This is a genomic window from Pseudomonas sp. NPDC089734 (genome assembly GCF_044748865.1).
Lineage (GTDB): Bacteria > Pseudomonadota > Gammaproteobacteria > Pseudomonadales > Pseudomonadaceae > Aquipseudomonas.
Window position 1 is genome coordinate 17,577 of sequence record NZ_JBIVGV010000024.1, and the last position, 15,088, is coordinate 32,664.

General features: G+C 61.4%; 15 protein-coding genes. 11 read left to right on the plus strand and 4 right to left on the minus strand.

All coding sequences use genetic code 11. The annotated features are described in order from the left end of the window. The first annotated feature begins 116 nt into the window (after positions 1-116). The 7 genes from ACIPY9_RS22650 to ACIPY9_RS22680 all read left to right on the plus strand — a co-directional run bounded on the left by ACIPY9_RS22650 (position 117) and on the right by ACIPY9_RS22680 (position 7,129). Positions 117-1,037, plus strand: coding sequence for a Fe(3+) dicitrate ABC transporter substrate-binding protein (locus tag ACIPY9_RS22650; protein ID WP_400706831.1), 921 nt, complete (start codon positions 117-119; stop codon positions 1,035-1,037). Then, on the plus strand, positions 1,038-2,027 hold the full coding sequence (fecC, locus tag ACIPY9_RS22655) for an iron-dicitrate ABC transporter permease FecC (protein ID WP_400706834.1): 990 nt from the start codon (positions 1,038-1,040) through the stop codon (positions 2,025-2,027). Next, a complete protein-coding gene (locus ACIPY9_RS22660) occupies positions 2,024-2,992 on the plus strand; it encodes an iron chelate uptake ABC transporter family permease subunit (RefSeq protein WP_400706836.1) in 969 nt (322 codons plus the stop codon). Before fecC ends, ACIPY9_RS22660 begins: the two co-directional genes overlap by 4 nt. A gap of 4 nt (positions 2,993-2,996) precedes the next feature. Next, positions 2,997-3,788, plus strand: a complete 792-nt coding sequence (gene fecE, locus ACIPY9_RS22665; protein ID WP_400706839.1) for a Fe(3+) dicitrate ABC transporter ATP-binding protein FecE — start codon at positions 2,997-2,999, stop codon at positions 3,786-3,788. 162 nt (positions 3,789-3,950) lie between these two features. Further along, positions 3,951-5,045, plus strand: coding sequence for a BMP family ABC transporter substrate-binding protein (locus ACIPY9_RS22670; RefSeq protein ID WP_400706842.1), 1,095 nt, complete (start codon positions 3,951-3,953; stop codon positions 5,043-5,045). An 83-nt stretch (positions 5,046-5,128) separates the two neighbouring features. Then, on the plus strand, positions 5,129-6,097 hold the full coding sequence (locus ACIPY9_RS22675; protein WP_400706845.1) for a 2-oxoglutarate and iron-dependent oxygenase domain-containing protein: 969 nt from the start codon (positions 5,129-5,131) through the stop codon (positions 6,095-6,097). Between the two features lie 78 nt (positions 6,098-6,175). After that, positions 6,176-7,129 carry an adenosine deaminase gene (locus ACIPY9_RS22680; protein ID WP_400706848.1) on the plus strand — a complete coding sequence of 318 codons (954 nt, stop codon included), beginning with the start codon at positions 6,176-6,178 and terminating at the stop codon, positions 7,127-7,129. 51 nt (positions 7,130-7,180) lie between these two features. On the opposite strand, the gene ACIPY9_RS22685 is transcribed toward ACIPY9_RS22680, so the two are convergent. Beyond that, positions 7,181-7,873 (minus strand): ArsR/SmtB family transcription factor, encoded by a 693-nt coding sequence (locus tag ACIPY9_RS22685; RefSeq protein ID WP_400706851.1) that lies wholly within the window; start codon positions 7,871-7,873, stop codon positions 7,181-7,183. Positions 7,874-8,326: 453 nt separating this feature from the next. Further along, complete coding sequence (locus tag ACIPY9_RS22690; protein WP_400706854.1) at positions 8,327-9,232, minus strand: LysR family transcriptional regulator; 906 nt, start codon at positions 9,230-9,232, stop codon at positions 8,327-8,329. A 116-nt stretch (positions 9,233-9,348) separates the two neighbouring features. On the opposite strand from ACIPY9_RS22690, the gene ACIPY9_RS22695 reads away from it, so the two are divergent. Continuing rightward, entirely contained in the window at positions 9,349-10,362 is a 1,014-nt protein-coding gene (locus ACIPY9_RS22695) for a zinc-binding alcohol dehydrogenase family protein (protein ID WP_400706857.1), read from the plus strand. A gap of 8 nt (positions 10,363-10,370) precedes the next feature. On the opposite strand, the gene ACIPY9_RS22700 is transcribed toward ACIPY9_RS22695, so the two are convergent. Beyond that, entirely contained in the window at positions 10,371-11,561 is a 1,191-nt protein-coding gene (locus ACIPY9_RS22700; protein WP_400706860.1) for a multidrug effflux MFS transporter, read from the minus strand. Between the two features lie 118 nt (positions 11,562-11,679). Next, positions 11,680-11,877 carry a heavy-metal-associated domain-containing protein gene (locus ACIPY9_RS22705; protein WP_400706863.1) on the minus strand — a complete coding sequence of 66 codons (198 nt, stop codon included), beginning with the start codon at positions 11,875-11,877 and terminating at the stop codon, positions 11,680-11,682. A gap of 146 nt (positions 11,878-12,023) precedes the next feature. On the opposite strand from ACIPY9_RS22705, the gene ACIPY9_RS22710 reads away from it, so the two are divergent. From ACIPY9_RS22710 to cueR, 3 genes are all read left to right on the plus strand, one after another. Beyond that, complete coding sequence (locus tag ACIPY9_RS22710; RefSeq protein WP_400706866.1) at positions 12,024-12,404, plus strand: hypothetical protein; 381 nt, start codon at positions 12,024-12,026, stop codon at positions 12,402-12,404. A 69-nt stretch (positions 12,405-12,473) separates the two neighbouring features. Then, a complete protein-coding gene (locus ACIPY9_RS22715; RefSeq protein WP_400706869.1) occupies positions 12,474-14,669 on the plus strand; it encodes a heavy metal translocating P-type ATPase in 2,196 nt (731 codons plus the stop codon). Further along, a complete protein-coding gene (gene cueR, locus ACIPY9_RS22720) occupies positions 14,669-15,070 on the plus strand; it encodes a Cu(I)-responsive transcriptional regulator (protein ID WP_400706872.1) in 402 nt (133 codons plus the stop codon). Before ACIPY9_RS22715 ends, cueR begins: the two co-directional genes overlap by 1 nt. Positions 15,071-15,088: the final 18 nt, after the last annotated feature.

The window sequence follows — 15,088 nt, forward strand, 5'->3', positions numbered from 1 at the left end:
CGCCTCTCCTCGACAGGCAAATGACTTTTGATCCTGCCGCCTCGATGTGAAATAGTGCCCGCCGTTTTATTCGTGACCTCTCTGGCGCGACTGTTTCCGCTACAAAGGTATTCGCCATGCGTTCTTCCCGCCTCTCCCGCCTGCTGGCTTGCAGCCTGCTGGCCCTCTCGGCCAGTGCTGCCCAGGCAGCGCCCATCGATATCGACGACGGCCAGCACAAGGTCCATTTGCCTGACACGCCAAAGCGTGTGGTGGTACTGGAGTTTTCGTTTCTCGACGGGCTCGCCTCTGTGGGCGTGACGCCAGTCGGAGCGGCCGATGATGGTGATGCCAATCGCGTACTGCCCAAAGTGCGCAAGGCGGTGGGCGAGTGGCAATCGGTGGGGCTGCGTTCACAACCCAATATCGAAGTGATCGCCCGTCTCAAGCCCGACCTGATCATTGCCGACCTGGGTCGCCATCAGGCGCTTTACAACGACCTGTCGAGCCTGGCCCCCACGCTGATGCTGCCGTCGCGGGGCGAGGATTACGAAGGTAGCCTGAAATCCGCCGAACTGATTGGCACTGCGCTGGGCAAAGGCCCACAGATGCAGGCGCGGATTGCCGAGAACCGTAAACACCTTCAGGATATTGCCGCCCAGGTTCCAGCCAATACCAAAGCGCTGTTCGGAGTGGCTCGCGAAGACAGCTTCTCCGTGCATGGTCCGCATTCCTATGCAGGCAGCGTTCTCAAGGCCATCGGCCTGCAAGTGCCGGAAGTTCGCAAGAACGCAGCCCCGACCGAGTTCGTCAGCCTTGAGCAACTGCTGGCGCTGGATCCCTCCTGGCTGTTGGTCGGGCATTACCGCCGCCCCAGCCTTGTGGACAGCTGGAGCAAGCAGCCGCTGTGGCAAGTGCTGAGTGCCGTGCGTAACAAGCAGGTCGCGGAAGTCGATGGCGACAGCTGGGCGCGTAACCGCGGCATCATGGCTTCCGAGCAGATCGCCGATGACGCCTTGTCCATCCTCAAGGGCGGCAAGGCCGTACTGAACCCGTAAATGCGCCGCTGGCTGATGGCGGCCCTGATCGCCGTAGCGTGTCTGGGTCTCTTCTGGGTGTCGCTGTTCGCTTTGTCGCCCTTCAGCATCCGGCAGATCGATGCGTGGAACGGATTGTTCAATCAGGGTCACGAAGGCGGCAACATCGCCTATATCGTGGCGCAACTGCGTGTGCCCAGGGCAGTCTGTGCGGCGTTGGTCGGCGCATGCCTCGGGGTAGCCGGTGCCTTGATGCAAGGCATCACCCGCAATCGACTGGCATCGCCTTCCCTGTTTGGCGTGACCGCCGGTGCCGCGCTGGGTCTGGCCCTGTTCTCCACAGGGCTGGTGGCGCTGCCCTTCCCCGGCGGTGCTCTGCTGCTGACGTGCGTAGGCGGCGCGCTGGCCTGGATCACCGTCTTCAGCCTGGGCGGTGCCTGGTCGCCCGCCACGGCTCAGGGCCGGCTGGTACTGGCCGGTGTCGCCGTCGCGGCGCTGTGTGCAGCATTGACCCGCTTGACCGTCATCCTCGTCGAAGCCCAGGCGCAAAGCGTGCTCAACTGGCTGGCCGGCTCACTGGCCAATGTCGGTGCAGCGCAACTGCAACTGCTCTGGCCTTGCACCTTGCTTGGCGTGGTACTGGCTATCGCCTGTGCGCCGCGTCTGAACCTGATCAATCTGGGCGAAGACGCCGCACGCTCGCTGGGCGTACGGATCGGAGCACTGCGGCTTCTGGTGTTCGTCACCAGCCTGCTGCTGGTAGGTGCCAGCGTCTGTGCGGTAGGGCCGATCGGGTTTGTCGGCCTGATTGCACCGAACATCGCACGCCAATGGCTGGGCAATGACTATCGCTGGCTGGTCCCGGTCAGCGCCGGACTGGGAGCGGGGATCGTACTGGCCGCCGACCTGATCAGCCGGGCCGTGGCCTTCCCGGTGGAAACACCGGCCGGTGTCGTGACTGCGTTGATCGGCGCCCCCTTCTTTCTGTTTCTGGCAAGGCGCGCACTATGAACCGGCCCCGTTCGAGAGTGCTGATTCTGCTGGCACTGTTGCTGCTGGCGCTTCTGCTCAGCCTGAGCGCAGGCACCGTCTGGCTGACACCCGGAGCCGTGCTCGATCATTTGATTGCCCACGACAGCAAGGATTTCGAGATCTGGAACCACCGCCTGCCGCGAGGCCTGATCGCGATACTGACCGGCAGCGCCTTCGGGCTGGCCGGTGCCATCGTCCAGGGCGTGATCCGCAACCCGCTGGCCTCGCCGGAAATTCTCGGCGTCACCCAGGGGGCGGGACTGGCGCTGACCATCGCCATCATCGGCCTGCCACAACTCCCGGTGGCCTGGCTGCCCCTGGTGGCGTGCCTGGGCGGCGCGGCCGGGGCCTTGCTGCTTGCGCTGTACAACACCGGCGTGCAGTTTTCCGGGGTGCGTTTCGCGCTGTCCGGGGTGGCGATTGCGGTCACGCTGTCGAGCATCACCGAGTTTCTGATCCTCTCCAATCCGCTGGATATCAACACCGCCCTGCTCGCCCTGACCGGCAGCCTGTGGAGTCGCAACTGGCACCATGTCGTGCTGGCCTTGCCGTTTCTGGTGCTGATTCCGGCCTGCCTGCTGTTGGCCAAGCCTTTGAACCTGATCGGCCTTGGCGACGAAGCCGCGCAGAGCCTGGGCACCGCCCTGAAGCGCATTCGCTGGCTGGCAATGGGAGGCGCTGTGCTGCTGACCAGCCTGGGCGTAGGCATCATCGGGCCGGTGAGCTTCGTCGGGCTGGTCGCGCCGCACATGGCCCGACGTCTGGTGGGCGGCCATCATCAATACCTGCTTCCCGCCTCGATGTTGCTGGGTGCGTTGCTGTTGGTACTGGCCGACACGCTGGGCCGGACGCTGATCGCCCCCAGCGAGATTCCGGCCGGCATTCTCACGGCCGTGATCGGCGCTCCGTATTTCCTCTGGCTGCTGGCCCGATTCAAAGGTTGATTCCATGAGCATTCTCCAGGCACGGCAACTCGACATCGGCTACGGCACAACCCGTATCGTGCAGGCGCTCTCATTCAGCCCGCCGCCCGGCAAGGTCACGGCCCTGATCGGCCCCAATGGCTGTGGAAAGTCCACCTTGCTCAAGGCCTTCGCCCGGATCCTCACCCCACAGTCGGGAAGCCTGAGCCTTGACGGGCAAGCCTACGGGCAGCTTTCACCACGGGAACTGGCCCGCCGGATTGCCTTTCTGCCGCAGGTGCTGCCCATCCCGGAAGGCGTCAGCGTACGCCAGCTCGTGGCCTACGGGCGCAGCCCCCACAACAGCCTGTGGGGACGCTTGAGCGGAGCCGACCGCCACAGTGTCGATCAGGCCCTGAAACGCATGGAGCTGGAAACACTGGCCGATCGTCCGCTGTCCGATCTGTCCGGCGGACAACGTCAGCGGGCCTGGCTGGCCATGGTGCTCGCCCAGGATGCCGATATCGTGCTGCTGGATGAGCCGACCACTTATCTGGACATCAGCCATCAGGTCGAGCTGCTGGACCTGATGCGTCAGCTCAGCGCCGAAGGCAAGACTGTCATCACGGTGCTGCACGACATCAACCAGGCCTGCCGCTATGCCGATCATCTGGCCGTGATGCAGGCCGGGCGTCTGGTGGCCAGCGGCGCGCCCGGCGAGGTACTGGACGCCGATCTGGTCTGCCGGGTGTTCGATGTGCAGGTGCAGATCCTGCAAGAACCTGTCGCGGGCACTCCGATGTGCATTGTCGAACGCAGCACGCGCTGCACCAGTTAGAAGCGCAGAAGCGGCGCCTGCACCTTCGGGCTGCATGTCGTTGCGGCCTTCCGGGCCGGGAATCGGCGCTCCGTCATAAGTTGTCTTGTTGGTCAGTTTTTTGCATTGCTGGCGTATCCGCATAGTCGGCCACGCCAACAAGACCGCAAGGAGCTAGAACCGATGCACCTGACCACCCCACGTCGTCCTCTGAAAAAACTGCTGTGCGCCATGGCTGCCGTTGTCGGCCTGAGCTCCAGCCTGCTCGCTTCGGCAGCCGATCCCCTGAAAGTCGGCTTCGTCTACATCGGCCCGATTGGCGACCACGGCTGGACCTACCAGCACGAACAAGGCCGCAAGGCCATGGCTGCGGCACTGGGCGACAAGGTCAGCAGCAGCTACGTCGAAAACGTGCCGGAAGGTGCCGACGCCGAGCGTGTGATCCGCAACATGGCCAAGGGCGGTTTCGACCTGATTTTCAGCACCTCCTTCGGCTACATGAACCCGACGCTGAAAGTCGCCAAGCAATTCCCGAAGGTGAAGTTCGAGCACGCCACCGGCTACAAGCAGGACAAGAACATGGGCACTTACCTGGCCCGTACCTATGAGGGGCGCTATGTCGGTGGCTTCCTCGCGGCGAAGATGACCAAGACCAAGAAGATCGGTTACGTGGCCTCGTTCCCGATTCCGGAAGTCCTGCGTGATATCGATGCCATCCAGCTGGCGCTGAACAAATACAACCCCGGCACCGAAATCAAGGTGGTGTGGGTCAACTCCTGGTTCGACCCGGGCAAGGAAGCCGACGCCGCCAACGCCCTGATCGATCAGGGTGTGGACGTCGTGTTCCAGCACACCGACAGCCCGGCACCGATCCAGACCGCCGAACGCCGCGGCGTCTATGCCGTTGGCTATGCTTCGGACATGGCGCACTTCGGGCCGAAAGCGGTCCTGACCTCCATCGTCAACAACTGGGGGCCGCATTACATCCAGGCCACCGAAGGCGTGATCGCGGGGACCTGGAAACCTCAGGATTACTGGGGCGGGCTGAAGGAAGGCACGGTTGAGCTGCCAATCAGCGACCTGGTCCCGGCTGACGTGAAAGCCGAAGCCCAGAAGATCATCGCCAGCATCGAGAGCGGTGAGTTCCATCCATTCACTGGCCCGATCAAGGACCAGACCGGTGCCGTGAAGATTCCGGAAGGTAAAGTCGCCACCAACGCCGAACTGGCCTCGATGAACTATTACGTCGAAGGGATTACAGCAGAACTGCCGAAGTAAAACGTTTCACGAGCAGGTGGCAATCACCGCGACCTGCTCGCGACGCCCATACGAACAGACAACCTGACACCCAGGAATGGTTCATGAACCGGCTTCCCATCATCGACATCTCCCCGCTCTACACCCCTGACGAACCGGCCTGGCAGACCGTTGCCACCCAGATCGACCAGGCCTGTCGCGAGTGGGGCTTTTTCTACATCAAGGGTCACCCGATCACCGCGCAACGTATCGAGCAGGTGTTGAACACCGGCAAGGCGTTCTTTGCCTGGCCTCAGGCGGACAAGCTCAAGATCGACATCACCCAGAGCGCCCATCATCGCGGTTACGGGGCCATCGCCACCGAACAACTGGACCCCAGCCTGCCCAGTGACCTCAAGGAAACCTTCGACATGGGCCTGCATCTGGATGCCAGTCATCCCGATGTGCTGGCCGGCAAACCCTTGCGCGGGCCGAACCGCCACCCGGACATGCCGGGCTGGGAAGCGCTGATGGAACAGCACTATCTGGACATGCAGGCCCTGGCACAAACCCTGTTGCGGGCCATGACCCTGGCGCTGGGCATCGAGCGTGATTTCTTCGATCAACGCTTCAAGGACCCGGTCAGTGTCCTGCGCATGATTCACTACCCGCCGCGCCATACCGCCACCTCCTCCGAACAGCAGGGCGCGGGTGCGCATACCGATTACGGCTGCGTCACGCTGCTGTATCAGGACGCGGCCGGAGGCTTGCAGGTGCGTGATGTTCGCGGCCAGTGGATCGATGCACCACCGATCGAGGGCACTTTCGTGGTCAATCTGGGCGACATGATGGCGCGCTGGAGCAATGACCGTTATGTCTCGACCCCGCACCGGGTCATCAGCCCGCTGGGCGTCGACCGCTACTCCATGCCCTTCTTCGCCGAACCGCATCCGGACACCCGCATCGAATGCCTGCCGGGCTGCCAGAACGAAACCCATCCGGCACGCTATCCTGCAACGACCTGTGCAGAGTTTCTGCTGTCCCGTTTTGCCGATACCTATGCCTATCGGCGCGAACAGGAGGCCATTACCTGAACTAACGGTCAGGTTTTACCCTGCTGATGGACAAGCCTCTGTAGAATGCCCGCCATCTGCACCTGATGAGAAAAGAACATGTACGACTGGTTGAACGCCCTGCCCAAGGCAGAACTGCACTTGCATCTGGAAGGCTCCCTGGAGCCCGAGCTGCTGTTTGCCCTGGCCGAGCGCAACAAGATTGCGTTGCCCTGGAACGATGTCGAAACCTTGCGCGGGGCTTATGCCTTCAACAACCTGCAAGAATTTCTGGACCTCTACTACCAGGGCGCGGATGTGCTGCGCACCGAGCAGGACTTCTATGACCTGACCTGGGCTTACCTGCTGCGCTGCAAGGCTCAGAACGTCATCCACACCGAACCGTTCTTCGATCCTCAGACCCACACGGATCGCGGCATTCCGTTTGAAGTGGTCCTCAACGGCATCACGGCAGCCCTCAAGGACGGCCAGTCGAAACTGGGTGTCAGCAGCGGCCTGATTCTCAGTTTCCTGCGCCATCTGAGCGAAGAAGAAGCCGAGAAGACCCTCGACCAGGCCCTGCCGTTTCGCGATGCGTTCGTGGCCGTAGGCCTGGACAGCTCGGAAATGGGCCACCCACCGAGCAAGTTCAAACGTGTTTTCGACCGCGCACGTGGCGAAGGCTTCCTGACCGTGGCCCACGCCGGGGAAGAAGGCCCGCCCGAGTACATCTGGGAAGCCCTGGACCTGCTGAAGATCCAGCGGATCGACCATGGCGTGCGTGCCATCGAAGACGAACGCCTGATGCAGCGGATCATCGACGAGCAGATTCCGCTGACGGTCTGCCCGCTGTCCAACACCAAGCTGTGCGTGTTCGATCACATGTCGCAGCACAACATCCTCGACATGCTGGAGCGCGGTGTGAAAGTCACCGTGAACTCGGATGACCCGGCCTACTTCGGCGGTTATGTCACCGAGAACTTCCACGCCCTGCACACCCACCTGGGCATGACCCAGAATCAGGCCATACGCCTGGCGCAGAACAGTCTGGATGCGCGTCTGGTCAAGCCGTAACCCGTGACATTGCGGGCGGAAGAGACTGCCCGCCCGCAATGCCTCTGCGTTTCACGCCGCAGCCGCTATCTTGCCGATCTCACGCTGACCGTTGGACGACACCTGCAAGGTGCTGGACTCTTCGGTGGCGCGCAGCCACCCCATCTGAATGAACAGCTGCAATAACCCCGCTCCCAGCGCCCCCCCCAGATGTGGGCTGCGCTCGCTCCAGTCCGGGCAGGCACACACGGTTTCGCGCTGACGCTGAGCCAGTGCCGGAATGTAGATACCCCGCTCGGCAAACTTGGCCATGCCTTTGCTGGTGACCTCGACCCGCTGTTCCTGTTGCTCGATCCAGCCAGCCTCCAGCAGGCGCTGGTAAAGCTCGGCGGCCATTTCACCGCCCAGATGGTCGGAGCAGATACGCGCCCGTCGCAGAGGCAAGGGAGGCATGGGTTGCGCAACCGTGCGGCTGATCTGATCGGCACTGACCATCGACGCATTGGCCAGGGCCTCCACGGCCGCGCCTACTTCGGGTGCCGCCAACCGGAAAAAGCGCTTGCGACCCCGGGCCTCCTGCTTCAACAGGCCGCCACTGGCCAATCGTGCCAGATGCGCGCCAGCAGAAGATGTCGAGAGGCCCGCCAAAAGGGCCAGCTCATCGGCAGGGCGGGCAGTACCATCCATCAATGCCCAAATCATTGCGCTACGCTTGGGGTCGGCCAGCAATGTCGCGATCTGACTGATGCAAGGTGCATATTCCATGTATTCACTCCCTGTTGAAACATTCATCTATAGCGATGGCATATTGATAACAATCCCGCTCCCATAAAGTTGAACGTGGATCCAACCTGAAATGACAAGTATAAGCTCTATGATCTGTCGCCCAATCGGGTAAAAAATATTTACCCGGATTATTGTCAGACACATTGTGAGTGAGTTGACCGAAGTGTGCAGGACCTTCTGAAAGATGAACACCCCGACGCCACTCACCGTTCAGCCCCCTTCAAAGTCTTCAGGCCAGACCCCGCGGGACAGCATCCTGTAAAGCCACAAGGCACCGTGAGAAAGTACCCGGCACACTCGACAACCTTCACGGGTGAACGCCTGTCTTATGTTGGCACTTTGCAATTGAAAACTGTATTTACCCCTTATATTTTCCGAAGTATCCGTCAGCCAATTCCTAATAGTTTTCGATCAAACAAACCCACTAACGCATTAAGGGTTTACAGCATGCTGTGCACAACGAACGCGAAGCATCTCAAGTAATAGTGTGATAGGTCTGTTCAGTTGTGCCCGATGAGCACACAACAAGTTCAACGGAACAGCATCTCCACGCAAATGCGGCATCAGCACTTTCAAACGCCCCGCATGGACATCCGCCGCGATATCCAGCCAGGACCGATACGCGATCCCGGCACCGGACAGCGTCCAGCGACGCACCACATCGCCATCCGGACTGAAACGGTTCCCTCCGACGGTCAGGCCCACTTCACGTTTGCCGTCGTGGAAAGTCCAGTGGTCGTGGATCCGGTCACCCAGCATGAGCAGCAGGCAATTGTGCTGCGCCAGTTCCCCGACCTGTTGCGGTTCACCATGGCGGGCCAGGTAGCCGGGCGCAGCACACAACACCCGGCAATTGTCAGGTGCGACAGACCGTGCCACCAGGCTTGAATCTCCCGGTTCGCCATAGCGCAAGGCGACATCCACTGGCTGACGGAACAGGTCATCAACCCGATCCCCCAGCAACAGGCGCACGGTCAATTGCGGGTGCTGCTGTTGAAAGTCGTCGAGCCAGGGCAATAGCACGTTGCGCCCGAAATCCGAGGGGGCCGCCAGTTGCAGGACGCCGTTACAGCTCTCCTGATTGCTGGCCAGTAAACGTCGGCCGTCCTCCAGGCTGCTCAAGGCAGACCGGGCATACTCCAGGAACCCCTGGCCTTCTGCGGTCAGGCGCAGGCTGCGAGTGGAGCGCGTCAGCAGACGTGCGCCGAGCTGTTGCTCGATGCGCTTGAGGGCCGCACTGGCAACGGCAGCCGACATGTCCATGACACGGGCCGCTGCCGACAGACTGCCCAGGTCGGCCGCCCGTACAAACAACTGCAAGTCATCGAAACGCAGCATGCCTCAACCCCGTATTTTCAAAATTAAATTGAAAGAGACTGCCGTTTTAGCGGGTTTTATCTTTAAGTGAAATAACGAATGATCCACACATCACTTTTTCCACCATGGAGCCCCGCATGAAAGCCATCGCCTATTATCAGCCCCTTCCCGTCAGCGACCTCAACGCCTTGCAGGATGTCGAACTGCCGGAACCCGTTGCCGGCCCCCGCGACCTGCTGGTGGAAGTCAAAGCGATTTCCGTGAACCCGGTGGACACCAAGGTTCGGAAAAACGTCCAGCCCGAAGGCGGTGCCGCCAAGGTGCTGGGATGGGACGTTGCGGGCGTGGTGAAAGCCGTGGGCAGCGACGTGACCCTGTTCCAGCCCGGTGACAAGGTGTTCTACGCGGGCTCGTTGATTCGCCCGGGTGCCAACAGCGAATACCATGCGGTGGATGAGCGGATCGTCGGGCACATGCCCAAGTCGCTGAGCTTTGCCCACGCGGCCGCCTTGCCACTGACGGCAATCACCGCCTGGGAACTGCTGTTCGAGCGCCTGCAGATCGAAGAAGGAAAGACGGACAACGGGCAAAGCCTGCTGATCGTCGGTGCGGCTGGCGGTGTAGGGTCGATCCTGACCCAACTGGCTCGTCAATTGACCTCACTGAAGGTCATCGGCACCGCCTCTCGCCCGGAAACCACCGACTGGGTGCTCGACCTCGGCGCTCATGAGGTGATCGATCACAGCAAACCGTTGAGTGAAGAACTCAAACGCATCGGCCAGGCTCCAGTGACCCATGTCGCCAGCCTGACCCAGACCGATCAGCACCTGGACCAGCTCGTCGAAGCCCTTCAGCCGCAGGGCAAGCTGGCCCTGATCGATGATCCCAAGACGCTGGATGTTTCAAAGCTCAAACGCAAGAGCCTGTCGCTGCACTGGGAGTTCATGTACACCCGCTCGATGTTCGAGACACCGGACATGATCGAACAGCACAACCTGCTCAACCGGGTCGCAGAGCTGATCGATGCCGGGACGCTGAAAACCACGTTCGGCGAACACTTCGGCACCATCAACGCCACCAACCTGCGCCGCGCCCATGAGTTGCTGGAAAGCGGCAAGGCCAAGGGCAAGATCGTGCTCGAAGGGTTCTGATCGCGTACTCAGCGAGCCAGTGTGTCGCGCCGTGCCTGCAAGCGGCGCGTATACACCGATGCCGTGACGGCCAGTACACCGCACAGGCTGATCACGGTGGCCATCGGCGTGGCAGTGCCGTCATGCAGCACGCCCACCAGGCTCGCCGCCCCCGCTGCGACGCTGAATTGCAGACAACCCAGCAATGCCGATGCACTGCCGGCCCGGGCACCCTGACCATTCATGGCACAGGCTGAAGCGTTAGGGATGATGCACCCCAGGCTGGCCATGCAGACGAACAGCGGTACCAGCAACGGCCACAGCGCCTCGGTGCGCAGACCGGCCACCGCAAACAGCGTCAGTGCCGCCAGCAGATAAACCCAGACCGCCCGTTGCAGCAGCAAGGCCGGGCCTTTTCTACGCAGAAGGCGCGCATTGACCTGAGCGACCAGAATGAATGCTGCGGCATTCATGCCGAACAACCAGCCGTAATGTTCGGCAGGCACGCCATACAGCTTGATGAACACAAAAGGCGAGGCCGCGATATAGGAAAACATCCCGGCCATGGAAACACCGCCCGTCAAGGCATGCCCCAGGAATACGCGGTCCCTGAGCAGGTTGCCATATTGTTTCAGCGCGCCGCTGAGCGGCTGGCGAGGCACTCCGGCCGGGATGCTTTCCGGCAGGCCCAGCGCCACAGCGGCCAGGCACAACCCGCTGAAAATCGTCAGGCACAGGAAAATCGCTTGCCAGCCATAGGTGCTGACCAGCACGCCACCGAGCATCGGCGCAAGAATCGGCGCAAGCCCCATGACCAGCATCAGTTGCGAGAAGACCTTGGCCGATTCCACCGCATTGCATTTATCGATGACGATAGCCCGCGCCAGCACCATCCCCGCGCAGCCGCCCAACGCCTGAATGAAGCGTGCGCCAATCAGCCACTCCAGGTTCGGCGCGAACATGCAGGCCAGCGAAGCCAGCGTGAACAGCGTCACCCCCGCCAGCAAGGGCGTACGTCGACCAAAACGGTCCGCCACAGGGCCGTAGGCCAGTTGCCCGATGGACAAGCCCAGGAAATAGGCTGCCAGGGTCAACTGCACATGTTTTTCATCGGTCCCGAAGTACAGGGCCATGGCAGGGAAGCCGGGGAGGTAGAAATCGATGGCCAGGGGGCCAAAGGCGCTCAGCGCACCAAGAATAAGGATGGTTTTAAGGTTCATCGAGTGTCCACAACGAGTGCAAGGCAGCGGGCTAGTCTAACCGGCTTGCCTTGCCGATAACGCAGGACAGCAAAATTAATTCAGAATTTTTCAGCGTATGAAAAACACGCCTCCCGGATTACACCGGCTGCGCCTGATACCCCTCTTCGCCCATCAGTTCGATGATTCGCTCCAATGGCAGCGAACTCTGCACACTCACCTGAGCACTGGCCAGATCGACCTGAACCTCGGCAGCGGGATCATCCTGCTTGATGACCCGAGTCACCGCACGGACACAGTGCCCGCATGTCATGCCCTGAACCTTGAATAACTGCATGCTGATGCTCCTTCAGTGATGGATGAGGGCCATCTTCAACCTTGTCCTCATGGCAAGGTCAAGTTTCTGTTTTATCTGCCGGGCTGGTATTCGTCGCAGCCCTGGGCCAAGCTTCGTCATCGACGTCTACTGCAGGAGTATCAGCCATGCGCTGGTCAGTATTGAGCCTATTCGGCATTCTCGGTCTTTTGGCGACTACCCCCAGCGTTCAGGCTGCTCAGGATTACGGCATCCTGATCATTTCCCGAGAGCGTCTGGAAGTCGCGACCTCCTGTGAAATCGGCATCTACATCCAGGATCAGCTGGCCGGCCGGTTGTTCCAGGAGGACTCGGTATCCTTCAACCTGCCGGAAGGCGAAGTTTCCGTACGCCTGCGCAGGCTCCCGGGTACGGTAGTCGGCTGTGCACCCGGCATGGAAGCGCAGAGCAGTACCAAGATCAGACTGCGCGCCGGGGACATCCTCAAGTACCGCATCGCGACCGACCTGAACGGCATGTACCTGAAGAAAGCCGATCTGAACTATTGATTCACACTTGACCTTGCCCATGTGGCAAGGTTGAACCTTGCAGGCATCAAGCCTTCAGGGAGTGAAACGATGCACGAACACACCACCTTCGACCTGCCGATCACCGGCATGACCTGTGCCAGTTGTGCAGGTCGGGTCGAGCGTGCCCTGGCCAGAGTGCCCGGGGTCACCCATGTCACGGTCAACCTGGCCAACGAACGCGCCCATGTACAGACACAAACCGGAACCGACCCACAGACGCTGATCGCGGCCGTCAGCGATGCGGGCTATGACGCCACCCTGTTTCAGGGCGAGCAGGCTGACGCCGCCAGAAAGATCCGTCACCTCAATCGCGACCGCTGGGCCTTGGCACTGGCGATCGTCCTGGCCTTGCCGCTGGTGCTGCCCATGCTGGCAAGCCCTTTCGGATTGCACTGGATGCTGCCCGCCTGGGTGCAATTCGTTCTGGCCACCCCTGTGCAGTTCATCCTCGGCGCACGCTTTTACGTGGCGGCCTGGAAAGCCGTACGGGCAGGTGCAGGCAACATGGACTTGCTGGTTGCCATCGGCACCAGTGCCGGATACGGCCTGAGCCTTTATCAATGGATCAATGCCGCACCCGGTCACCTGCCGCATCTGTATTTCGAGGCGTCGGCCGTGGTCATCGCCCTGGTGTTGCTGGGCAAATACCTGGAAAGCCGTGCCAAGCGCAAGACCGCCAGTGCCATACGTGCCCTGGAGGCACTGCGCCCCGAGCGCGCCCTGAAAGTGATCGACGGCCAGGAACACGATGTCGCCATCAGCGAATTGCAGATCGACGATCTGGTACGGGTCAAACCCGGTGAGCGCTTCCCTGTGGACGGTCAAGTCATGGAAGGCCGCAGCCATGCCGACGAAGCCCTGATCAGCGGTGAAAGCCTTCCGGTCCCCAAACAGCCCGGCGACAGCGTCACCGGCGGCGCCATCAACGGCGAAGGCCTGTTGCTGATCAGGACCACCGCGCTGGGCACCCAAACGGTGCTGGCGCGCATCATCCGTCTGGTCGAAGAAGCCCAGGCGGGCAAGGCTCCGATACAGCGTCTGGTGGACAAGGTCAGCCAAGTGTTCGTGCCGACCGTACTGGTCATTGCCTTTTTCACACTGGCGGGCTGGTTACTGGCCGGCGCATCGCTGGAAGTCGCCTTGATCAACGCGGTCACGGTGCTGGTCATCGCTTGCCCATGCGCCCTGGGCCTGGCAACGCCCACAGCCATCATGGCCGGGACCGGTGTCGCTGCGCGCTACGGAATCCTGATCAAGGATGCCGAAGCGCTGGAACGTGCCCATGAAGTGGATGCCGTGGTGTTCGACAAGACAGGCACGCTGACCTGCGGCACACCTCGCATCACCAACATGATCGCCGTGGAAGGCAACGAAGAGCAGTTGCTGGAACGGGCAGGCGCCCTGCAACGCGGCAGCGAGCACCCGTTGGCCAAGGCCGTACTGGAAGTCTGTCGCGAGTGGCAACTGAAACTCGACAGCACCGAGCACAGCCAGTCACTCACCGGACGCGGCATCGCCGGGGCTGTCGAAGGGCATCAACTGGCACTGGGCAACAGGCGTCTGCTGGAAGAAAACAACTTGCAGATGGGTGAACTGGCCGAGTCCGCCAGAACCTGGGAGGCCGAAGGCCGCACCCTGTCATGGCTGATCGAGCAAGGCCCCCAACCGGTCGTCCTGGGAATGTTTGCCTTCGGGGACACCCTCAAGCCCGGCGCAGAGCAGGCCATGCAACAACTGACTGCCCGCGGCATCAGTTGCCATTTGCTGACGGGCGACAATCCCGGCAGTGCCAAGGCAGTGGCCCAGGCCCTGGGCATCAACAATGTGCATGCCGAAGTCCTGCCGGACGAAAAGGCCGCGATTGTGGAGCACCTGAAAAAGAACCATGTCGTGGCAATGGTCGGTGATGGCATCAACGACGCCCCGGCACTGGCTGCGGCCGATATCGGCATCGCCATGGGAGGCGGCACCGACGTGGCGATGCATGCTGCCGGCATTACCCTGATGCGCGGCGAACCGCAACTGGTGCCGGCGGCGCTGGAGATCAGTCGCAAGACCTACGCCAAGATTCGCCAGAACCTGTTCTGGGCATTTGTCTACAACCTGATCGGCATCCCGCTGGCGGCCCTGGGTTACCTCAACCCGGTTCTGGCCGGAGCAGCGATGGCCCTGTCCAGCGTCAGCGTGGTGAGCAATGCGCTGCTGCTCAAGACCTGGAAACCGGACGACAGAGGAGAGGCATGATGAACATCGGCCAGGCAGCCGAAAAAAGCGGCTTGAGCGCCAAGATGATCCGTTACTACGAATCCATCGGCCTGCTGAAGGCCGCCAGTCGCAGCGGCAGCGGTTACCGTGTGTACGGGTCTGAAGACCTGCATACGCTGGCCTTCGTCAAACGTTCGCGGGATCTCGGTTTTTCGCTGGAAGAGGTCGGCAAACTGCTGACCCTCTGGCAGGATCGACAGCGTGCCAGCGCCGATGTGAAGGCGCTGGCTCATCAGCATATCCTCGACCTGAATCAGAAGATCGATGAACTGGCGAGCCTTCGCGACACCTTGCAGGAGCTGGTGGAGCATTGCCATGGCGACGACCGCCCCGACTGCCCGATCCTCAAGGACCTGGCGTCGGGGGGCTGCTGTAACTGAAGCGCTTTACGGCTCTGT